The organism is Anabaena sp. CCY 9910 (assembly GCF_963920875.1).
Lineage (GTDB): Bacteria > Cyanobacteriota > Cyanobacteriia > Cyanobacteriales > Nostocaceae > Trichormus > Trichormus variabilis.
The window spans coordinates 21,959-43,645 of sequence record NZ_CAWUDJ010000041.1 but is presented as its reverse complement, the minus strand read 5'-3'; the positions used below and the strand labels follow the sequence as shown (position 1 = coordinate 43,645).

The following is a 21,687-nucleotide window of genomic DNA, read 5'->3' as shown; positions in this document are numbered from 1 at the left end:
TATGACTAAAACAGCCCTAGTTACAGGTATTACTGGTCAAGATGGCTACTATCTCAGTCATTTGCTCCTCAATCAAGGTTATCGAGTAGTAGGATTAGTTTCACCACATCGCCAACCGAATTTGGCAAAGTTAGGGGATTTGGCAACCAAGGTAGAAATATATAATGTTGATTTGAGAGACCCTGTAGCATTGTTGAATGCGGTCGAGCAATTGCGTCCCCAAGAAATTTATAATTTAGCTGCACCTAGTTTTGTGCCTGATTCGTGGAAAGACCCACTAGGAACTTTGGATTTGATTACTGGGACTGCTACCAGACTGTTAGATGCAGTGCGACAGGTTGGTTTATCTACAAGATTCTATCAAGCTAGTAGTTCCGAAATGTTTGGGGATGTTTTATCTTCTCCTCAAGATGAAGAAACTAGCTTTCGCCCCAAAAATCCCTACGCAGCCGCAAAGCTACACGCCCATTGGACAATGGTGCATCACCGACAGCGCTATGGTTTATTTGCTTGTAGTGGCATTTTATATAACCATGAATCACCTTTACGCCCGCCTCAATTTGTTACGCGTAAAGTTTCTTTGGCTGCTGCATCAATTAAGTTGGGTTTAGCCCAGACTTTGGAAATGGGGAATTTAGATGCTAAACGCGATTGGGGATTTGCTGGCGATTACGTCAAAGCTATGTGGCTGATGTTGCAAGCAGAGGAACCGGAAGAGTACGTAATAGGTACGGGAAAACTGCATAGTGTCAAAGAATTAGTGTCTATCGCTTTTGATTCGGTGGGCTTAAACTGGCAAAATCATGTAGTGATTAATACAGATTTGCTCAGGCAAGATGAGCATTTTCAGCTAGTGGCTAACCCTATCAAAGCGAAAAGGAACCTCGGTTGGGAAACGGAAGTTAGCTTTGAGGGACTTTTAGAGAAAATGGTGCAAACGGATGTAGAAAGATTACAAAGCGGTAATATAGCCCAAGCACCAGAAGGAAAATTACTGGTAGATTAGGATACCGTAGCGCATTTGCACTCATCACCGTACTATCTCTAAAAATCAATAAAAAGAATCTCAATGCCAATTGATACAGTGGGAGAACAAATAAGTTTAGGCACAACTTCTAGTGAACAAGCTAACCATATCTTCTTGTTCTTAGAGGTTTTTAAACAGGAAGGGGGAATTCAATCTTATGTCAAGGATATTTTTCGGGCATATTCAGGACTGAGTCAAGGTTATCAAGCAGAAGTATTGCTATTAAGGGATAGCCCTGAATGCTCAAACCCTTTTACATCTAATAATTTAAAATTTCATTACTTCCAAAATCCATCACCCCAAATAGGCAGAATCAAAATGGCTGGGGTGCTACTAAAATTTTTATTGCAGAGAAGACCACAGATGGTCTTTTGTGGACATATTAAGCTATCAGTTTTAGTACAGACACTTTGCCAACCGTTAGGTATTCCCTACACTATCCTCACCTATGGCAAAGAATTTTGGGAACCGTTAAAAAATCAAGAACGCCGTGCTTTAGCAGCCGCCAAGGAAATTTGGACGATTAGTCGTTATAGCCGCGATCGCGCCTGTGCTGTTAATGGTATAGATCCTCATAAGGTGAAAATGTTGCCTTGCGCCATAGATGGCAATAAATTTACTCCAGGAGCAAAACAGCCAGAATTAATTGAGAAATATGGCTTAACCGATGCCAAAATATTAATGACCGTAGCGCGATTGTGGTCAGGAGATATATACAAAGGCGTGGATGTCACAATTCGGGCATTGCCAAAAATTATCCAGGCGTTCCCAGAAGTAAAATATTTAGTGATTGGTCGTGGTGATGACCAACCAAGATTGGCACAGTTAGCCCAAGATTTAGGTGTAAGCGATCGCGTAATTTTTGCAGGTTTTGTCCCTACTGAACAATTAATGGCACATTACCGCCTAGCTGATGCCTATATTATGCCTTCACAAGAAGGTTTTGGGATTGTTTATCTAGAAGCAATGGCTTGTGGTGTCCCGGTGCTGTCCGGTGATGATGACGGTTCGGCTGACCCCTTGCAGGATGGTAAACTGGGTTGGCGAGTTCCCCATCGCAACCCGGAAGCCGTAGCCGCAGCTTGTTTAGAAATTCTTCAAGGAGATGATAAACGTTGTGATGGAGAGTGGTTGCGCGAACAGGCGATCGCACTTTTCGGAATGGATGCTTTACAAAAGCAGCTTTTGTCTTTAGTCCGGAGTCAATAGTCAATAGTCAATAGTCCAGAATCAGAGCTAATGACTAATGACCAAAATCGCTATCCTAGAAGGAGAGCAAGATAGTATTTAAAATGAGCCTTAACAATTCTCAATTGAATCTTTTAAACTTCCGCCCTTGGCTGACGCTGTTAGCTATTGCTTGGTTACTAGCTTCCTTGGGTTTGGGCTGGTTAGTAAATTCCTTGTTGATTATAGTGGGATTGTTGTTTTTAGCGCCTGTTGTGGCGTTTTTTGGGTTTCGCTGGTGGCTGGAACGCAATTTAGTATCTGATCAATGTCCCGTCTGTAGTTACGAATTTACAGGTTTAAATAATAGCCAGTTGCAATGTCCTAATTGCGGAGAAAACTTAACTGTACAAAAGGGACATTTTCAACGCTTTGCCCCAGAAGGCACAATTGATGTCACAGCAGTAGAAGTTCCATCCCAACGATTGGAAGAATGAACAGTTGATATATTTGCTGACCTCTCTAGCCAGAGGAACTTAATAGTATATAATGAGGGATTGTGTCGAATTAGAGCCAATCCATGCCTAAACTAAAAACACGCAAAGCCGCAGCCAAAAGATTCCGTGCCACCGGTACTGGTAAAATCGTGCGCCGCAAAGCTTTCAAAAACCACCTTTTAGAACACAAAACCACCAACAAGAAGCGCCAGTTCTCCAAGATGGCAATTGTTAACGAGCGCGACGAAGAAAACGTGCGTTTAATGCTGCCTTATTTGTAAATTTGTAATTTTTTCAGGAATAAAATATGACTCGCGTAAAACGCGGTAACGTTGCTCGTAAACGCCGCAATAAAATTCTCAAACTAGCTAAAGGTTTCCGTGGTTCTCACTCAACTTTGTTTAGAACCGCTAACCAACAGGTAATGAAGGCACTCCGCAGTGCTTACCGCGATCGCAAAAAGAAAAAGCGCGATTTCCGCCGCCTGTGGATTACCCGGATTAACGCTGCCGCTAGACAACATGGATTAAGCTACAGTCAGTTAATCGGTAACTTGAAAAAAGCCGACATCCAACTCAATAGAAAAATGTTGGCACAATTGGCAGTCCTCGATCCTGCTAGCTTCGGCAAAGTGGCAGAGTTGGCAAGTCAAGCAAAAGGTTAAGGATGGTAACGGATGAATAACGGATGTAACAGATGGCAAATAATTAGTCGGTTACATCTGATATTATCCGCCATCATTATTTGTTTCATGATTTCGGCCACAGGACTCGCTGCATCTGCCGCCGAACTGCCAGAAATTCAGCGCCGAGGCTACATAACTATAGCCGTGAAGGATAATTTGCCTTTGTTGGGTTTTAAAGATGCTAACGGCAACTTACAAGGCTTAGAAATTGATTTAGCCAAGCGTTTAGCGGCTGATTTGTTAGGTAACGCCGACGCTGTAAAATTGCAACCCGTAAATAATCGCGATCGCCTAGCTGTAGTATTTAATCATCAAGTTGATTTAGCGATCGCTAGAGTCACCGCCACAGAATCACGCTCACGATTGGTAAGTTTCAGTGTTCCTTACTACATGGATGGCACTTACTTAATTACCAAAGATGCAACTGTACAGCAAATACATGATTTAGCCAAGCGAAAAATTGCTGTCCTGAATAATTCCAGCACCATCGCCGAAGTCCGTTACTACATCCCCAGCGCCGAGTTAGTGGGAGTGAATTCTTACCAAGAAGCGCAAGCAGCAATAGAAAATAATAGCGTCGCCGCTTTCGCCGCCGATGGTAGCCTCTTGAGTGGTTGGGTGCGAGACAATCCTCAATATCGCCTATTACCCACAAAACTATCCACAGCACCCTTATCTGTAGTCATGCCCAAAGGATTGCAGTACGATGAATTGAGAAGAGAAGTTAACGAAGCGATCGCCCGTTACATCGCTCAAGGTTGGTTAAAAGAACGGATTAGTCATTGGTCAATAGTCAATAGTCAATAGTCAGTTGTCAGTTGTCAGTTGTCAGTTGTCAGTTGTCAACAGTCCATAGTCATTCTTCTTTACTTCCCCTGCTCCCTGCTCCCTCTGCTCCCTGCTCCCTGCTCCCCCTGCTTCCCCTGCTCCCCTGCTCCCCCTCCTCTTAAGAGTCCCTCAAAGACCCATAATAGAGATAGAAGACACTTTAATAATTTGATTTGAAGACAATGGATAACAGTCTAGCGGTTGTTTATCTCTCCGTGTTGGTGGGTATACTAGGATTTGCGGTTGTGAGTGTTTTCCGCCAGCTGTTCAAAACTCGTAAGCGTGAAAGTGCTTTATCTCGATTGCGTAGTAAATTGAGTAAAGACAAGGGTACGGCTCAAGAATATTTTGAGTTAGCGTGTATTTATTCAGAGAAAAAAGTGTATACACAAGCTATACCTTTGTTTCAAAAGGCTCTGAAAGCAGCCGAAGAAGAAGGAGAAGAAAATACTGCACCTATTTATAATGGTTTGGGTTACACCTATTTTGCTCAAGAGCAGTATGATTTAGCGATTCGTCAGTATAAGGAAGCGCTAAAATTTAAACCCGATTATGTAGTAGCTTTGAATAATTTGGGTCATGCTTATGAGCGGAAAAAATTGACTGCTCAGGCTTTGCAAATGTATGAAGAAGCACTTAAATGTGACCCCAATAACGCTACTGCTAAACGTCGTGCGGAATCTTTGCGGCGTTTAGTAACTGCTTGATGCTTCTATATCCTAGATCCCCTAGATTCTAGATACCCGACTTCTCAAAGAAGTCGGGTATCTGTCTTAACTATTCGGTTTTATATCTGAATTCTGGGAAATAAATAACTATAGATTTGTTTTTATATTCTCCAGAATGATGAAGCGGCTAAGACTATTTTTCTTGTTAGCTACTACTATTATTGTCTGCTGTGGTATGTCACTTATATTAATAGGAACAGTGACAGCACAACAGCCAGTAATTTCCCATCCTTTGACAGCTTTAACTGAGGCAGAAATTAAAACGGCGGTTGCGGTGATTAGAAAGGAAAAGTCTTTAACTGACATGGCTGCTTTTCCCTTAATTACCTTGGCAGAACCAGATAAACAAGCAGTTAGAAATTTTACACAAGGTCAATCTTTTGAGCGCAAGGCTTTTCTGGTAGTATATGAACGCGAGCAAAACAAAACCTATGAGGGTATTGTTGACCTGAAAACGCAAAAAATAGCCTCCTGGCAAGAGAAACCCCATGTACAACCGGCAATTTTTAACTCAGAATATGAACTAGCACGAAATGTAGTGAAATCTGATTCCCGATGGCAAGAAGCGATGAAAAAGCGGGGAATTACAGATTTTAATCAGGTTCAGGTTAGTTGCTGGGCGGCGGGAATTTTAAGTCAAGAGGAATCAGCAACAGGGGGGCGTTTGTGTCGCACTTTATTATTTTATCGGGGGGAACGCTGGAATTATTACGGCACTCCTATTGAGGGTGTAATAGCCACGGTTGATTTAAATAAAGGTACAGTCACCAATTTTATCGACCAGGGGATAGTTCCCATTTCCAAAGAAAACTGGAATTATGACTTAGAGTCTTTAGGTAAATTACTCCCACCGCCCAAACTCTTACAAATACTGCAACCAAAAGGAAAGAGTTTCCAAATTCAGGGTAATGAAATTAGTTGGCAAGGTTGGAAGTTTCGGTATGTTATGCACCCCCGTGATGGGTTGGTACTGTATCAAGTAACTTACAAAGATGGGGAAAATGTCCGACCAGTATTATATCGCGCCAGCTTATCGGAGATGGTTGTACCTTATGGCGATCCTGATCCCACTTGGTCATTTAGAAACGCTTTTGATGTTGGTGAATATAACCTGGGTTTACTAGCCAGCACAATGGAGTTAGGGAAGGAAATTCCCCAAAATGGCGTTTTACTTGACGCTGTGTTTGCCAATGAAGAAGGGGAACCCTATATTATGCCTGGGGTTGTGGGTATCTACGAACGGGATAACGGCATACTTTGGAAGCATTATGAGTATAATACTCAACGCAACGATGTGCGACGCGATCGCCAATTAGTCATTACCATCACGGCGGCGGTTGATAACTATGATTATGGTATTAATTGGATTTTCCACCAAGACGGCACTTTAGAAGTAGAGAATGATTTAACAGGTATTGTTTTGGTGCAGGGAACAGAGGCGGAAACCCAGCCTCAAGATAATTCCTATGGAAGATTGCTAGCTAAAAACATTTTTGGTGTCAATCACCAGCACTTTTTTAACTATCGCTTAGATATGGATGTGGATGGTCAAGCTAATAATGTCATGGAAATGAACGTGGCAAACTTGCCGATAGGTAAAAACAATCCTTTAGGAAATGCCATCATAGTAGAAGACACGCCACTGACAACAGAAAAGGCTGCTGTCCGTGATTTAGATATCAAACACAGTCGGGAATGGATGATTGCCAGTGCAGAGAAAAAGAATGCTTTAGGGGTTGCCCCTGCATATATGTTAATGCCAGGAGGTAACACGGTGTTTTTCCCAGTAGAAGGGGCAAAAATTCGGCAAAAAGCTGAGTTTGCCACTCATCATGTTTGGGTGACTAAATATAAACCCAATGAATTATATGCCGGTGGTGATTATCCTAATCAAGCGCCACCAGGAAAAGGTTTACCTGAATACATTGCTGATGATGAATCTTTGATGGGTCAAGATATTGTTTTGTGGTACACAATGGGTATTACTCATGTACCTAAGCCAGAAGATTGGCCTGTGATGCCGGTTCACAAGCTTGGGTTTAAACTCTCTCCCAGAGGCTTTTTTAGCCGCAATCCGGCGATTAATTTAGCGGAGTAAAGTTAGAGTCAAGCCAGTTTGACCAGAATTTTCTGCATTTAGAGTTAAGTTACCACGATGGGCGCGGACAATTTCACGGGATAGGCTCAGTCCTAGCCCGATGCCTTCTACTTTGCGTGTGCGGGCGGGATCACCACGATAGAAACGCTCAAATAGGCGATCGCGATCGCTTGGGGGGATATCTGGGGATGAGTTGGTAATGGTGATGTGGATAGTAGCTGGTGTTTGATGGGCGTGAATTTTGATCCAACCTTGGGGGAGATTGTATTTGATGGCATTACTTAACAGGTTTTGCAGCACTTGGATGAGTAGATCGCGATCGCCTTTTACCCTCAATTGCTCAGGAATTTCGATGTGTACACTCAAGTGGGGGGCGAGTAATTCCACATCCTCAACCATCTCCATCAATAACTCAGACATATCTACTTCCACCAGATACAAGCTCATTTGTCCTGCATCTGCCAAGGACAACAGCAAGAGTTTACGCATAATTCCACTCAAGCGGCCTACTTCATCTAACAAATTGCTTAAACGCTGTTGTAATTCTGAGCCGGGTTCCACCTGTTGTAGTGTGCGTTCCAGTTCACCTTGGAGAATTGTTAGGGGGGTTTTTAGTTCGTGGGCTGCATCAGCACTGAAGCGAGAGGCTTGGGTAAAACTACTTTCCAGGCGTTCCAACATTTGGTTAAACACCTGAATTAGTTCCACAAATTCAACATCCGTCGCACCGATGGGAATGCGCTGATCTAAACCTTTGGCGCTCACCTGTTGAATTACACCCGTTAATTGCCGAATGGGACGCAATGCACTACCAGAAACCAACCATGCCCCAGAGGTAACTAGTAGCAAGGCGATGGGAATGGAAACAAGATATATATTGCGAATGGCTGCCATCTCTTGATTGAAGGTTTGCAGACTAACAGCGATCGCAACCTGAGAATGAGGAAATTTAGTTGCACCAATTCGCCAACCGCCGCTTGCTGTCTGTTGGGTGACAAATTGCGGTGGACGTGGGGGGCGTAAGGGAAGATGGGGAGGATTGGGTAAAGGCCGGGGGGGTTGTGGTTGAGGTGCTAACTGGAGACTCTGAAGCAACAGACGACGCAAGTCAGAGTCAGGAGTTTGTAAGGATTCATAAAGTTTGTTGCCTTCAGCATCCAGCGCCAACAGTACAATAGGGGTTTTTGCATTTGCACCAAAGGCGGAAGATAATAATTCTTCGTAACGCTGCCAACGTTCTGGCATAGGTGGACGGAAATTTTCCCTATTGAAAAATGTAGGGGGTTCTCTAGGTGGAAGTAAATTAGGGGCTGCCTGCATGAGTTGATTTAACAGTTCTGCATCCAGGCGGCTGAGTTTAGCATCATAAATTTGCCACCAAGAAACTGCACTAAATCCTACTAGTGTGCTGCCAGCCAAAGCGGCGGATAACAAAGCAATTCGCAGCCGAAAGGAAGGTAGTTTCATATTGGCTGACGGAAGCGATAACCCACGCCGCGAATACTTTCAATCCAACCTGCTTCATCAACAGGGTCGATTTTTTTGCGAATTCTTTGAATACAAACATCCACGACGTTGGTATTAGGGTTAAAGTCATAGCCCCAAACGTGTTCTAGGATTTGGGTACGGGTAAAAACACGCCCAGGCGATCGCATCAAATACTCTAAAAGATTAAACTCCCGGCTGGTGAGTTCGATCACTCGTTGATTGCAAGTAACTTCTCTAGTGATGCGATCAAGTTTAAGTGTCCCTATCACCAACAAATTTTGGCGATCGCCTATACTGCGACGCACCACAGCATGAATCCGCGCCACCAGTTCCTCGACAAAAAAAGGTTTGGCAATATAATCATCAGCACCCAAATTCAAACCCGCCAGGCGATCGTCTAACTCATTCCGAGCTGTCAACAAAATCACTGGTGCATTCCGTCCCTTCTGCCGCAATTGTTTGAGAATCGATAGTCCATCTTTACCCGGAACCATGATATCTAGGATGATGGCATCATATTCGTTGTCTAATGCCCGCAGATATCCTTCATCACCGTTGTCGCAATAGTCCACGACAAACCCCTGTTCCTTCAGTCCAGCTTGGACGAAGTTAGCAATTTTCGCTTCATCTTCGACAAAGAGAACGTTCACAAGCCTGCATCACTTACTCATTAGTCCATTCTAAATTCGTTGTTGTGTAATGAAAATTACAAAACTGTAATTTAAAAGCAAAGTGATCTGTAATTTTGGGCGGTTTAAATCAGAAATATCAACAGCCCATCATTTGGATATCAGTTATGAAAGTTCGTAATATCTTGGTTGCTACAGCAATTCCTGTTTTAGTTGGTTTTATTTCCTTGCATCAAGTCAATGCAGCTTATCAAGTCCAGCAAATTGCTCAAGCTTCAGAACCACCATCAGGACAACGCCCACCCCGCCCTGACTTTAAAGCTGCGGCGGCGAAGTTGGGGGTGACAGAACAGCAGTTAAAAGATGCTTTGGGTGTACCTGCCAAGCCCCCTGGCGAAGGCGGCCAGCGTCCACCCCGTCCTGATTTTAAAGCGGCGGCGGCGAAGTTGGGGGTGACAGAACAACAGTTAAAAGATGCTTTGGGTGTGCCTGCCAATCCTCCTGCCGAAGGACAACGCCCACCTCGTCCTGATTTCAAGGCGGCGGCGGCGAAGTTGGGGGTGACAGAACAACAGTTAAAAGATGCTTTGGGTGTGCCTGCCAATCCTCCTGGCGAAGGACAGCGTCCACCCCGTCCTGATTTCAAAGCGGCGGCGGCAAAGTTGGGGGTGACAGAACAGCAGTTAAAAGATGCCTTGGGTGTACCTCCTCATCCACCAGAAGGAAATCGTCCTGATACAACAAGATAGACCTCCGTCGCCTACAGTGGGTCTATGCCCTGCTGTGGGTGGTATATTAGGCTGGGATTAAAGCTTTAACTTGACCGAAACGGCGATCGCGTTTTTGGTAACTCAACAAAGCCTGATGAAATGCTTCTCTGTCAAAATCAGGCCACAGAATATCTGTGAAATACATCTCTGTATACGCCATTTGCCACAGCAAAAAGTTACTCAATCGCATTTCGCCGCTAGTCCGAATCAATAAATCTGGTGGTTGATTATCTACTGTGTAGAGGTGTTGTTCTATAACGGCTTCATTGACTGCATCTGCATTGAGTTTGCCTTGTTGCACCAGTTCCGCTACTTGACGACAAGCTCTAGTAATTTCGTTGCGGCTACCATAGTTAACTGCAACGGTAAAATGAATTGCTTGATTATTTAATGTCTCTGTCATTGAGCGTTCCATTTCCATTTGCAGAGATTTGGGTAATGCAGTCAAATCGCCAATAAAGGAAATTCTTACACCTTCTTGGTGCATCTGCGATAATTCCCGCCGCAGTAATCGCTCAAATAACAGCATCAGAAAATCGACTTCTTCGATGGGACGCTGCCAATTTTCCGTAGAGAAGGCGTAGGCGGTGAGGGCTTTGATTCCCCAATCTTTGCAACAGCGCAAGAGTTCTTTGAGGGTTCTTGCGCCTTGGCGATGTCCGGCTATGCGCGGTAATCCTCGGCTGGTTGCCCATCTACCGTTACCATCCATGATGACGGCTATGTGTTGGGGGATTTTTTGGGGGTCTAAGTCTGTGGGTGTCATGTTGGTTTTGATGAGTGGATTGGGGGAAAGTTCACGCAGAGGCGCAGAGAAGAGGAGAAGAGGTTTATTCCAAGAGATTTTGTAAGTATTGTGATGTAAGGCTGTTGTGCCATGTCCACAGGCGACGCATGGTTTGGGTGGATGTGTAGAGGAGGGTGGCTTTGTTGGTGAGTGTCCAGGCGTTCCAGTTGAGTGTATTCATCATGCGGCGTAGGGTACGCATGAGGTTGTTACGTTGATAGGTTTGGGAACGGGTTTTGATGAGGGTGCGCCCTACTCGCATTAGTCCTGTGTCGGGGAAAGCCCAAACTCCAAAGCCCCAGAATTTGGTCATGTGGTTGATTTCGTCTTTTGTGAGTTCTTCGAGAACGTCTTGGAGTGCGCCTGTTGTGTGCGCCATCAGCCACAGGTAAAGGCAGGTTGCACCGTATTCTGTGGCTACGCGGTGTAAGCCGTGGCGATAGAGGTCTTCTTGGGGGTCATCTGTGGGGAGGTAGCCTCTGATTGTGCGATGTTTGGGGGTGATTTTCTCCCCTGTTAGTTGGGTGTAAATTTTGATTAGTGCGGGTGTGTGTTGACGTTCTTCTTTTTCCCATAAACCAAGTTCTTGGAGTTCGCCACCTCCATCGACTGTTCCACCGACAAACCGCGCCATCTGGGGATGTAACTTCTCTAAATATTGCCGACTGGTTTGGGTGTAGCCTCGAATGGGAGCTTCTGTGTCCATTGCACCTATCAATATAGATAAAAATACTTCTGGTTCTATACCGATAATTTGGTTGCGGTTAATGGCTTGCCAGTCAATTGGTTTCCAAGGACGTGCTTGGGGATTGGCAAATTGTATCGGTAAATCTTGCAGGCGATCGTGTAGTATTTCGACTGCAATATATTGATCTATCAGGGAGCGAATACGGCGCTGTGTTTGCCAGTAGTGAGGATGAGCATAGCTTTGTGCCGCCGATGCTTCTAGCTGTGGGCTGGTGGTATCAAGCATAATTTTTATACTATGACTTCTATGCCCAATAGCCTAAGCGATCGCACTTTCTTTTGTCAGTCGGCTGAAGTCGGCAGTTTTATGACGAGATAGTAGGAATGGTCAGGAAAAAGCCGGATTTTAATTGTACTGATTTGATACTGAGAATAGGCTGGCCAAAAAAAACTCTTGACGAGTTGCGCTCTGCACTCTACTTTCAGATTGGTAATTTAACCACATCTATCATTGCATTCATTGCTAGGCGAAAGTATATTCTTGAGGCTTTATCTGTTGCCGGATTTTAGAGAATTGGTATTATGGCTTACGCCACGCTGCGCTATCGGAAATATGTGTACACTGTTTGCCAAGGAGGAAAATCCCCAGGTAGCGATCTCCATCTCACTCCTTCTAGCAGCAGGACATAGAAGATCGCTATATGCCATCCAAATCTACCAGAAAGGCTATTTATGTTCATGACATTGATTTCTGCATTTTTCCTTGGGTTAGTTGCGGGACTGCGAGCGTTGACAGCCCCTGCTGCTTTATTTCTGGCACGCGGCGGCATTATCGGGATCGTTCTGGCTGTACTGGCAGTGGCTGAGTTGATTGGCGATATGCTGCCGCAAATTCCCTCTCGCACCAGTCCCCCTGCGTTGATTGCTCGGATTCTCAGTGGTGGCATTGTGGGATGGCTAGTCACCGGAGCAAACAGCAGTTTTGCACCTGTTGGAGCACTCTTTGGCGTTGTAGGTGCAGTGGTCGGTGCGTATGGGGGTCGGGCGGTGCGGATAGCCGCTATTGAACGGATTGGTGCAGTTCCTGCTGCCCTTGCTGAGGATGTTGTCGCGATCGCTCTGGCTGCCTTTATCGTTACCCGTTGATATCACGAAGTTTGTAAGCTCTAAGTTAAATTGAAGAATGAACACAACTGATTAATATCAAGTCCGGCTAATTAGTTATAATTCCCGAATCTATACAGAAAGCCCGAAAACCCTGCACCTCTGCCCCTCGGTCACTGAGCGACTTGCCTTGAGCTTGTCCTGAGCGTAGTCGAAGGGCGAAGGCGAAAGAAGCCGAAGTGCTGCCCCTCTGCGCTCTCAATGATAAGTCTTTAACCGAACACGATATAAAAGGTAGATAAGCTACCTGAGCGAGCAATCAGGTCATCAAAAGAAAACTGCTGAAATCAGTTATGTATCAACTAATCTAGTAGCAATTGATCGATCAGTTACCGATCGCGGATACAGTTATCTTGACAGTCCAAACCAGATACAGATTGGGAAACTCTCACAATTTACTCAGAAGCCACATGAGCACAATCACGACTAAGGATGGTACGCAAATCTATTACAAGGACTGGGGCGTAGGACAGCCCATTGTCTTCAGCCACGGCTGGCCACTGAGCGCGGATGCTTGGGAATCGCAGATGTTTTTTCTCGCCTCACACGGCTACCGCTGCATCGCCCACGATCGCCGAGGTCATGGCCGGTCGAGCCAACCGTGGCACGGCAATGACATGGATACCTACGCCGACGATCTGGCGGAGCTTTTTGAGGCGCTGGATATTCAGGATGCGGTCATGATCGGACACTCTACAGGCGGTGGTGAAGTGGCGCGCTTCATTGGACGGCATGGCACCAAGCGTGTTTCCAAAGCTGTGCTGATAGGTGCGGTGCCGCCGCTCATGCTCAAGACAGAGGTAAATCCAGGTGGGCTACCCATTGAGGTCTTTGACGGCTTTCGTGCGGCATTTTTGGCTGACCGCTCGCAATTCTTCTTAGATGTAGCCAGTGGCCCGTTCTTTGGCTTCAATCGACCCGATGCCAAAGTCTCCCAAGGGCTAATCTATTCATGGTGGATGCAGGGGATGATGGCTGGCCATAAAAATGCCTATGACTGTATTAAGGCGTTTTCAGAAACAGATTTCACGGAGGATTTGAAGAAGTTTGATGTGCCGACGTTGATCATTCATGGTGATGACGATCAGATCGTGCCAATTGGTGCTTCTGCCCTTTTGTCTGCGAAGCTCATCAAGAATTCGACTTTGAAGATATATCCCGGCGGATCGCATAGTCTGGGCGACACGAGCAAGGAACAGCTCAACGCCGACCTGCTGGAATTCGTCAAATCCTGATGCGGATACACGGATGTGAGATATCACTGTTAAAAATCTGAATGGGTACATTCTTGCAGGCTTGCACCTGTTTCGGATAGATATTTGAAACCCAACAACCACAAGAATCACAGCCATGACAAAACTAGATGGAAAAATCGCAGTGGTTACAGGTGCTTCTAAAGGCATCGGTGCCTCGATCGCCAAACATCTGGCAGCTGAAGGTGCAAGCGTTGTCGTCAACTACGCATCCAGCCAAGAAGGAGCCAATCGTGTGGTTGACGAGATTGTTAGCACGGGCGGCCGAGCGATCGCAGTCCAGGCGAATGTAGCCAAAAAGGCAGAGATCGAACATTTGTTTGCACAGACGCAGCAAGCATTCGGCAAGCTTGATATTTTGGTCAACAATGCGGGAATTTATGAATTTTCCCCACTTGAAAACATCACGGAAGAACACTTCCACAAGCAATTCGATCTGAATGTGCTGGGATTAATCCTCACTACACAACAAGCCGTCAAGCACTTCGGCTCGGCGGGCGGCAGCATTATCAATATTAGTTCCATCGTTAGCACCCTCGCGCCCGCGAATGCCTCAATCTATAGCGCTACCAAAGCGGCTGTTGATGCCGTCACGAAGTCGCTAGCCAAAGAGTTGGGTTCACGTAACATCCGTGTTAACTCCATCAATCCTGGTATGGTGGACACGGAGGGGACACACACAGCAGGAATTACCGAGAGCGAAGGTCGCCAGCAGACTGAAGCGCAAACACCATTAGGTCGCATTGGACAGCCACAGGACATCGCCCCTGCCGTTGTCTTCCTTGCTTCCTCCGATTCGGGCTGGATCACTGGCGAAACGCTCTACATCACGGGTGGGCTTCGCTAGCTTTAGATGTCATAACTCAATCCAAACCCTACCTCAATGGCAGAGAATTTTTGACTTTGAGTGTGAGAGTTTTATGAAAGCAAACTATCCCCAAGGAGTTTAGCACTGATGGAAACAGCAGATGTCATTGTCATCGGCAGTGGTCAAGGAGGCATTCCACTGGCGGCTGATTTTGCCAATGAGGGACGTAAGGTTGTTTTGTTTGAGCGCGATGCTTTAGGCGGCAGTTGCATCAACTATGGCTGCACTCCCTCTAAAGCATTCTTAGCAGCAGCTCATACAGCAGGTCGAGCAAGCCAGGGCAAGAAGTTAGGCATCCACACGGAGGTAGAAGTGGATTTTCCCGCCGTCATGGAACGAGTTCGGGAAATCCGCAGCAGCTTTAATCAGGGGATTCGCCAGCGATTGGAGAGTGCGGGTGTCAAAGTCATTTGTGCCGAAGCTGCTTTTGTGGGTGAACGGACAGTCAAAGGTGGGGATGTTACTCTTCAGGCTCCTCTGGTAATCATTAACACGGGCACATCATCGCTGATTCCTGACATTCCTGGACTTGCAGGAACTCCCTACCTGACCAACCGTAACTTCTTTGACTTGAACACCTTACCAGCCCGTTTATTGGTGATTGGAGGCGGCTATATTGGCTTGGAATTGGGGCAAGGACTAGCGCGTTTGGGCAGTCAGACCCACTTAATTGTCCGGGGCGATCGCGTTCTTGGACAGGAAGAGGCTGATGTTAGTGAGGTGTTAGCAGAAGCACTAAAGCAGGATGGAATTGGACTTCACTTTGGAGTCAATGTGAATCACGTCGCCCACGAGAATAATGTGTTTAAGCTGACCCTGAGCAGTGGCGAACAACTCCAGGGAGAAGCGTTGCTGGTTGTGATTGGACGGAAACCCAATACAGGTGCATTAAATGCAGCGAACAGTGGAATTGAGCTAGATGATAAGGGGTTTGTCAAAATTGATGACCAGTTCCATACCACCTGTTCTGGAGTCTATGCGATCGGGGATGCTGCCAAACAACCTGCCTTTACCCATGTGTCGTGGGAGGACTATCGCCGCTTAAAAGCAATTCTGTGTGGAGAAAACCGGATACGGAGCGATCGCGTCCTTGGGTATGCGGTCTACACAGAACCCCAGGTTGGGCGAGTGGGTATGACCTTAGAACAGGCTCAAAAACAAGGCATCAACGCGCGTGCTGTGACGTTACCCATGAGCCAAATTGCGCGTGCGATCGAGTGGGGGCATGACCTCGGATTTTATCGTATGGTAATCGACAGCGACACAGACAAAATTCTGGGAGCAACCCTAGTGGGGTACGAAACTGCTGAACTGGTGCATGTATTTTTATCCCTGATAGAAGCAGGAGCAACCTGGCAGTTATTAGAGCGATCAGTTCACATCCATCCCACCTATGGGGAAGCTTTACCCAGTCTGGCACGGTTGCTGCTTGGAGATAATATGCCAGGGTGTCCGAATATGTGAGGAGGTTTTATTGATGCACAACGTCAGTTGGCATTGATAAGTAGGGTCTGCTCCCTGACTGTCTAATTGATGTTGTTTACAGGTAAGCTGAAAAAACATCGGTGGTGCATCAGCAAAGTGTGGGATAGCTAATCAAGTTATGCCAACTCCAGGGAGCGATCGCTACCTGGATGCCTAAGCCAGAAAGTCACCCCCCTGACTCGGCTACAAAACCGTGCATGAAACGTTAATTTCGCACGGCTCCTCAGTGATTTAGTGGGGTGGCCGCCGAGATATTGAACAAGTTTGGCAACCAGTCTTTAAGGTTTGCCCAAATATATTCCAGTAAGAATAAGAGCAAATTGGGAATAAAATTTTGGTCTTCGTTATCCACAGGAATATCTTCTGAACAAGGAAGTTCAGCACTGCTAGGTAAGGAGAAGTGAGGGTCGGATTTCACCATAGATAGTGATGGTGTTGAGATGACCTAATGATTTTTATTGTATTCGACAATAAAGCTTTATTGTTTGCACTTGTCAGTCAAGTGCAGAAAAGTCTAGGAGAAAATCGGATGTCTTAATATGTACCTAACAACGGCAGCACTTTTTTCTTTAATATCTCAATTAAAGCTGGTTCCATATACTCAAATTCATCTGGTATATCTAAACATATAACTCTTTTATTTTTGAGAAAAGGCTGGAAATTTTTGGCTAATTTCTGTTTATGTAGCCGCTCCATAACAAAAATAATATCAGCCCATTCGATAGCTTCTGAGGAAACTGGAACCTCTGCATAATGGTCTAAACCCGCCGAATCCGTTTCCAATCCTTCATATTCAGCAAATACAACCTCAGCAGTGGGACTACGCAATCTATTTTGACTACAAATAAATAAAATTTTTTTCATGATTATAAAGTCAGAAAAGTCTGGTAAAAAGTCGGATTCATCGAATCTTATCCGAAAGATGGGGCAGAAGAATTGTAGATTAACCTATAGTTCTCAAATTTAGAGGACTTACGGATGAAAACGAAAAATCAAGGGTTTGGACAAGGGTGTAGGGGTGTAAGGGTTTTATACCCCTATACCCTTACACCCAGTCTCAACAGACAACCTTGGTGCGTAAGTTCTAATTTAACTACCCTCGTCGTTGCATAATAATGGACGCTGAAGCAGCATTAGCATGGTTAGACACCATAATTCCTGCTCAGACCGGGGAACGGTTGAGCGATTTGCAAAAAGTTATTGTTGTGCAGGTTTGGTTGGGTAGGAAATATTTGGATATTGCCCGTGCTTATGGCTGTACGGAAGGACACGCTAAGGATGCTGGCTCACATCTATGGAAACTGCTTTCTCAAGTACTGCGACAGAGGATTACCAAGAGTAATTGTCGCGCTACATTGGAACGGGTGCTGAGAAAAACTACGGCGATATCTGGTCTAATTGATTACCCAAAAGTAACCCAAGAACTTACACCTAAATTAGAAGATAGCAATTTTTTGGGTAGGGAGGGAGCGATCGCTCACCTAAATTCTCTGGTAAATCAAGGGTCAAAAGTGATTGTTATCCAAGGTGAGGGGGGTTTAGGGAAAACTACTCTCGCCCAGCAATATCTCCAAACTCAGGGTTTTGAGTTGGTTTTAGAATTGCTGATGGCGAAGGAAACCCAAAACATCACCCCGGCGGAACGGGTGGTGGAGGAATGGCTGAAACAAGACTTTGGGGAAGAGCCAGGGGTGGAGTTTGGGGTGACGTTGGGACGACTCAAGCGCCAACTCCACAATCGGCGGATTGGGGTGTTAATTGATAATTTGGAACCTGCATTAGATCAACAAGGTCGGTTAATTCCGCTTCACCGCAATTATGTAGAATTGTTGCGGGTTTTGGCTGACGTTAGGGTGCAGTCGGTAACGTTGATTACTAGCCGCGATCGCCTGTGCGAACCTGGGTTAAATGTGCATCATTATCGGCTTCCAGGTTTGGATCAAAGCGCATGGCAAAAGTTTTTTAGTAACCGTGGATTAACCATCAACTTACCTACCTTGCAACAAATACATCATACTTACGGCGGTAATGCCAAAGCAATGGGGATTCTCTGCGGGGCGATGCTGGAGGATTTTGGCGGGGATATGGCGCTTTATTGGCAAGAAAATCATGGTGATCCTTTAGCCGCAACGGACTTAAAGAATTTAGCGGTGAGTCAAATTAATCGTTTGCAGGCTCTTGATCCCCAAGGCTATCGCCTACTGTGCCGTTTAGGATGTTATCGTTACCAAGATATACCCACCATCCCCTCATCAGGACTGTTTGCTTTACTTTGGGATGTCCCCACGGCTGAACATCGTCAACTAATTGCTTCTCTGAGAAATCGCTCTTTAGTCGAGTGTCATCAAGGTGAATATTGGCTACATCCGGTAATTCGCGCCGAGGCGATCGCGCGTTTACGCACTAGTGATGAGTGGGAAATAACCAATCACAAAGTTGCTGAATTTTGGACAGCTAGTGTTAATAAAATTGCTACATTTCCAGATGCTTTGCAAGCCCTAGAAGCATATTATCACTACATAGAAATTAACGAATTTGAGTTAGCAGGTAGAGTAATTCTCAAGAGTCGCAATAATCAATGGCAACAGTTTTTACCCTTGGGAAGTACGCTATATCGGATGGGTTTTATTCAGCCGATACTGACTGCGATCAATCAAGTCGTCAAGAATCTTGGGCATGAACAAGACTTAAGTGAACTATATAATATATTGGGTGATTTATATTGGATTACAGGTGAGATTAGTCAGGCGATCGCCTGTCAAGAAAAAACCATCGATTTGACAACACAAGCGCTGAAATCACTAGTACCACAACCAGAGAATAAACATAAAGTCTACTATTTGAGAATGTTAGAGGTAGATTCTCTCTTGAGTATTGGTCTTTATAAAATAGATTTGTGGGAACTGGAAGACGCTGCCAAATTATTTCAACAAGTAATTTACCTAGCCCAAAATACAGACCATCATCGCTGGGCGGAAAAAGCATCTGTATGTTTAGCTTTAGTAAATTCATACTTAGGGTTATGCGATGCCGCTTATTTATTAGCAGATGTAGCTTACCAAAATATTAAAAAAGAAGAGATTATAGAAACAGGAAGATTTGCTTACTTCATTCAAATCTTAGGTCAAACCTATGTTAATTTAGGAGACTTTACCAAAGCAAAGGAAATGTTTCACCAAGCGTTGACCTTCGCTGAAGAAAGCCATTATATGCAGGTAAAAGCAAAAACTCTGAATGGATTAGCAGAAATTCATCGCCAACAAGCAGATTATCCATTAGCTCTTGCTTATCATACAGAAGCAATCGAACTTTTAGAGAAAATCGGCGCTAAATGTGACCTAGCCGAAACCTATTTTCAGTTAGGTTTAACTTATCAAAAAATGGCAAAATCTGATGCCAGCCAAAAGTATTTTTCTCAAGCAACACATTTATTTACAGAAATCCAAGCCCCCAATCAAGTTAAAAAACTCAGCGCCCCTCCGCGTTCACCTCAGCGTTCCTCTGCGTTGAAAACTAGTAATTAATACTCACAGCTTATTGATAACAAAATTTGCTGAACTTTAAGATTCATGTAATTTGCCAAGCCTGGAGTTGTTTCCCTTGCAACCTGAATCATAATCAGGAAGTAGTTTTGAGCGAATCGCCACACCTAAAGACCCGAAACACCCCACTTCATGGCGGCTACAAGTTTTGGGACAATCAGCATCAACAAACTAATCAAGCACTTATAGTCCCGTTTTGATGATTATTCAAGTTTACAAGGGAGTAAAACATAATGAAATTGGCTTACTGGATGTATGCAGGCCCAGCCCACATTGGCACTTTGCGAGTCGCAACTTCATTTAAAAACGTCCATGCTATTATGCACGCGCCCCTGGGTGATGACTACTTTAACGTCATGCGCTCAATGCTATCGCGGGAGAGGGACTTCACACCAGTAACAACCAGCGTGGTTGACCGCCATGTTTTAGCCCGTGGTTCTCAAGAAAAGGTGGTAGAAAACATCACCCGCAAAGATGCAGAAGAACACCCAGATTTAATTGTCTTAACTCCCACCTGTACCTCCAGTATTCTGCAAGAAGACCTGGAAAACTTTGTCGAACGCGCCCAATTGGATGCGAAAGGGGATGTGTTACTAGCGGATGTAAATCACTATCGGGTGAACGAACTGCAAGCAGGCGATCGCACTCTCCACCAAATTGTTCAATACTATATTGAAAAAGCCCGCAAAAGAGGCGAACTCCCAGAAGGGAAAACAGCCAAGCCTTCAGTTAACATCATCGGTATTTCTACCCTGGGTTTTCATAATAACCATGACTGCACCGAACTAAAAAGGCTGATGGCTGATTTGGGAATTGAGGTCAACGCGGTCATTCCTGAAGGCGCTTCTGTCCACGAATTGAAGAATTTACCGAGGGCTTGGTTTAACCTCGTTCCTTACCGGGAACTGGGTTTAATGACAGCTAATTACCTAGAAGCGGAATTTGGTACACCTTGCATAGATATTGTGCCGATGGGTGTAGTAGAAACTGCCCGTTGTATCCGTAAGATTCAGGAAGTAATTAACGCTCAAGGCGCTGATGTTAATTACGAAGACTACATCAACGAGCAAACCTTGTATGTATCCCAAGCTGCTTGGTTCTCCCGTTCCATCGACTGTCAAAACCTGACTGGTAAAAAAGCCGTGGTTTTTGGCGACAACACCCACGCCGCCGCCTTGACCAAAATTTTGTCACGAGAAATGGGGATTCACGTTGTTTGGGCGGGAACTTACTGCAAGTATGATGCTGATTGGTTCCGTGAACAGGTAAGCGAGTATTGCGATGAAGTGCTGATTACGGAAGATCATGGGGAAATTGGGGATGCGATCGCCCGTGTTGAACCCTCCGCCATCTTCGGTACACAAATGGAACGCCACGTTGGTAAGCGTTTAGATATTCCTTGTGGTGTGATTGCTGCACCTATTCACGTACAAAACTTTCCCATCGGTTACAAGCCATTCTTGGGTTATGAAGGGACAAATCAAATCACCGATTTAATCTACAATTCCTTTACTTTGGGTATGGAAGACCACCTATTAGAAATATTTGGTGGACACGATACCAAGGAAGTAATTACTAAGGGTATTTCTGCTGAATCTGACCTAAGTTGGACAAAAGATGGCTTGGCAGAACTGAACAAAATCCCTGGTTTTGTGCGGGGAAAAGTCAAGCGCAATACAGAAAAATTCGCACGCGATCGCGGTTTTAAAGACATCTCAGCAGAGGTGTTATACGCAGCCAAGGAAGCAGTAGGAGCGTAGTAGAAACTGGGTAATGGGTAATGGGTAATGGGGTAATGCCGAATAATAATTTCTTCTCCTGCCTCTTTCCTTTTACCTACTGCCCCTACCCATAGCTAGATGCAAACAACTAATATTTATCGTTAGTTATATTTTGTAGGTTAATATTCTCTGTATCTTGAGAGATATTGCATTGTTATTTGAGAAAATCCATACTCAATAAGACTTATGGAGTGCATACTACA

At 45.0% G+C, this 21,687-nt stretch carries 21 protein-coding genes and 1 pseudogene; 15 read left to right on the top strand and 7 right to left on the bottom strand.

The features are described from left to right. Window position 1 precedes the first annotated feature (1 nt). From ACM5QX_RS23435 to ACM5QX_RS23400, 8 genes are all read left to right on the top strand, one after another. Entirely contained in the window at window positions 2-1,006 is a 1,005-nt protein-coding gene (locus tag ACM5QX_RS23435) for a GDP-mannose 4,6-dehydratase (protein ID WP_011320164.1), read from the top strand. Window positions 1,007-1,069: 63 nt separating this feature from the next. Further along, window positions 1,070-2,236, top strand: a complete 1,167-nt coding sequence (locus ACM5QX_RS23430; protein WP_414755742.1) for a glycosyltransferase family 4 protein — start codon at window positions 1,070-1,072, stop codon at window positions 2,234-2,236. A gap of 83 nt (window positions 2,237-2,319) precedes the next feature. Further along, window positions 2,320-2,691: a hypothetical protein gene (locus tag ACM5QX_RS23425; RefSeq protein WP_414755741.1), complete on the top strand. Its 372-nt coding sequence runs from the start codon at window positions 2,320-2,322 to the stop codon at window positions 2,689-2,691. Between the two features lie 83 nt (window positions 2,692-2,774). Continuing rightward, entirely contained in the window at window positions 2,775-2,972 is a 198-nt protein-coding gene (gene rpmI / locus ACM5QX_RS23420; RefSeq protein WP_010997577.1) for a 50S ribosomal protein L35, read from the top strand. A gap of 26 nt (window positions 2,973-2,998) precedes the next feature. After that, on the top strand, window positions 2,999-3,355 hold the full coding sequence (gene rplT / locus ACM5QX_RS23415) for a 50S ribosomal protein L20 (RefSeq protein ID WP_414755740.1): 357 nt from the start codon (window positions 2,999-3,001) through the stop codon (window positions 3,353-3,355). A gap of 12 nt (window positions 3,356-3,367) precedes the next feature. Further along, on the top strand, window positions 3,368-4,183 hold the full coding sequence (locus ACM5QX_RS23410; protein WP_414755739.1) for a transporter substrate-binding domain-containing protein: 816 nt from the start codon (window positions 3,368-3,370) through the stop codon (window positions 4,181-4,183). A gap of 203 nt (window positions 4,184-4,386) precedes the next feature. Beyond that, entirely contained in the window at window positions 4,387-4,911 is a 525-nt protein-coding gene (locus ACM5QX_RS23405) for a tetratricopeptide repeat protein (RefSeq protein ID WP_011320169.1), read from the top strand. Between the two features lie 136 nt (window positions 4,912-5,047). Further along, window positions 5,048-7,030, top strand: a complete 1,983-nt coding sequence (locus tag ACM5QX_RS23400) for a primary-amine oxidase (RefSeq protein WP_414755738.1) — start codon at window positions 5,048-5,050, stop codon at window positions 7,028-7,030. Here ACM5QX_RS23400 and ACM5QX_RS23395 read toward each other — a convergent pair. Both ACM5QX_RS23395 and ACM5QX_RS23390 read right to left on the bottom strand, forming a co-directional pair. After that, the gene (locus ACM5QX_RS23395) at window positions 7,019-8,497 is read right to left on the bottom strand and encodes an ATP-binding protein (protein WP_414755737.1); all 1,479 of its coding nucleotides are present in this window, start codon (window positions 8,495-8,497) and stop codon (window positions 7,019-7,021) included. The genes ACM5QX_RS23400 and ACM5QX_RS23395 overlap by 12 nt on opposite strands. After that, entirely contained in the window at window positions 8,494-9,168 is a 675-nt protein-coding gene (locus ACM5QX_RS23390) for a winged helix-turn-helix domain-containing protein (RefSeq protein ID WP_190567659.1), read from the bottom strand. Before ACM5QX_RS23390 ends, ACM5QX_RS23395 begins: the two co-directional genes overlap by 4 nt. Before the next feature lie 146 nt (window positions 9,169-9,314). Here ACM5QX_RS23390 and ACM5QX_RS23385 point away from each other — a divergent pair, with 146 nt between their 5' ends. Then, complete coding sequence (locus ACM5QX_RS23385) at window positions 9,315-9,896, top strand: hypothetical protein (protein WP_414755736.1); 582 nt, start codon at window positions 9,315-9,317, stop codon at window positions 9,894-9,896. 46 nt (window positions 9,897-9,942) lie between these two features. On the opposite strand, the gene ACM5QX_RS23380 is transcribed toward ACM5QX_RS23385, so the two are convergent. The 3 genes and pseudogenes from ACM5QX_RS23380 to ACM5QX_RS23370 form a co-directional block, all read right to left on the bottom strand. Next, complete coding sequence (locus ACM5QX_RS23380; protein WP_414755735.1) at window positions 9,943-10,683, bottom strand: isoprenyl transferase; 741 nt, start codon at window positions 10,681-10,683, stop codon at window positions 9,943-9,945. A 64-nt stretch (window positions 10,684-10,747) separates the two neighbouring features. Continuing rightward, on the bottom strand, window positions 10,748-11,677 hold the full coding sequence (locus tag ACM5QX_RS23375; RefSeq protein WP_414755734.1) for a ferritin-like domain-containing protein: 930 nt from the start codon (window positions 11,675-11,677) through the stop codon (window positions 10,748-10,750). 319 nt (window positions 11,678-11,996) lie between these two features. Beyond that, window positions 11,997-12,089: pseudogene (locus tag ACM5QX_RS23370) on the bottom strand (transposase); the annotation flags it as partial. Between the two features lie 40 nt (window positions 12,090-12,129). On the opposite strand from ACM5QX_RS23370, the gene ACM5QX_RS23365 reads away from it, so the two are divergent. From ACM5QX_RS23365 to ACM5QX_RS23350, 4 genes are all read left to right on the top strand, one after another. After that, a complete protein-coding gene (locus ACM5QX_RS23365) occupies window positions 12,130-12,537 on the top strand; it encodes a hypothetical protein (RefSeq protein WP_041456296.1) in 408 nt (135 codons plus the stop codon). A gap of 428 nt (window positions 12,538-12,965) precedes the next feature. After that, window positions 12,966-13,790 carry an alpha/beta fold hydrolase gene (locus ACM5QX_RS23360; RefSeq protein WP_414755733.1) on the top strand — a complete coding sequence of 275 codons (825 nt, stop codon included), beginning with the start codon at window positions 12,966-12,968 and terminating at the stop codon, window positions 13,788-13,790. Between the two features lie 115 nt (window positions 13,791-13,905). After that, entirely contained in the window at window positions 13,906-14,655 is a 750-nt protein-coding gene (locus tag ACM5QX_RS23355) for an SDR family NAD(P)-dependent oxidoreductase (RefSeq protein WP_414755732.1), read from the top strand. Window positions 14,656-14,763: 108 nt separating this feature from the next. Then, a complete protein-coding gene (locus ACM5QX_RS23350) occupies window positions 14,764-16,140 on the top strand; it encodes a dihydrolipoyl dehydrogenase family protein (RefSeq protein WP_414755731.1) in 1,377 nt (458 codons plus the stop codon). A 244-nt stretch (window positions 16,141-16,384) separates the two neighbouring features. On the opposite strand, the gene ACM5QX_RS23345 is transcribed toward ACM5QX_RS23350, so the two are convergent. Both ACM5QX_RS23345 and ACM5QX_RS23340 read right to left on the bottom strand, forming a co-directional pair. Continuing rightward, window positions 16,385-16,582, bottom strand: a complete 198-nt coding sequence (locus ACM5QX_RS23345; protein ID WP_414755730.1) for a hypothetical protein — start codon at window positions 16,580-16,582, stop codon at window positions 16,385-16,387. Between the two features lie 113 nt (window positions 16,583-16,695). After that, window positions 16,696-17,025, bottom strand: a complete 330-nt coding sequence (locus ACM5QX_RS23340) for a low molecular weight protein tyrosine phosphatase family protein (protein WP_414755729.1) — start codon at window positions 17,023-17,025, stop codon at window positions 16,696-16,698. Between the two features lie 251 nt (window positions 17,026-17,276). Between ACM5QX_RS23340 and ACM5QX_RS23335 the strand changes: the two genes are divergently transcribed. Both ACM5QX_RS23335 and bchB read left to right on the top strand, forming a co-directional pair. Continuing rightward, window positions 17,277-19,685, top strand: a complete 2,409-nt coding sequence (locus tag ACM5QX_RS23335) for a tetratricopeptide repeat protein (protein ID WP_414755728.1) — start codon at window positions 17,277-17,279, stop codon at window positions 19,683-19,685. Window positions 19,686-19,936: 251 nt separating this feature from the next. Then, window positions 19,937-21,463: a ferredoxin:protochlorophyllide reductase (ATP-dependent) subunit B gene (gene bchB / locus ACM5QX_RS23330; protein WP_414755727.1), complete on the top strand. Its 1,527-nt coding sequence runs from the start codon at window positions 19,937-19,939 to the stop codon at window positions 21,461-21,463. Window positions 21,464-21,687 lie beyond the last annotated feature (224 nt).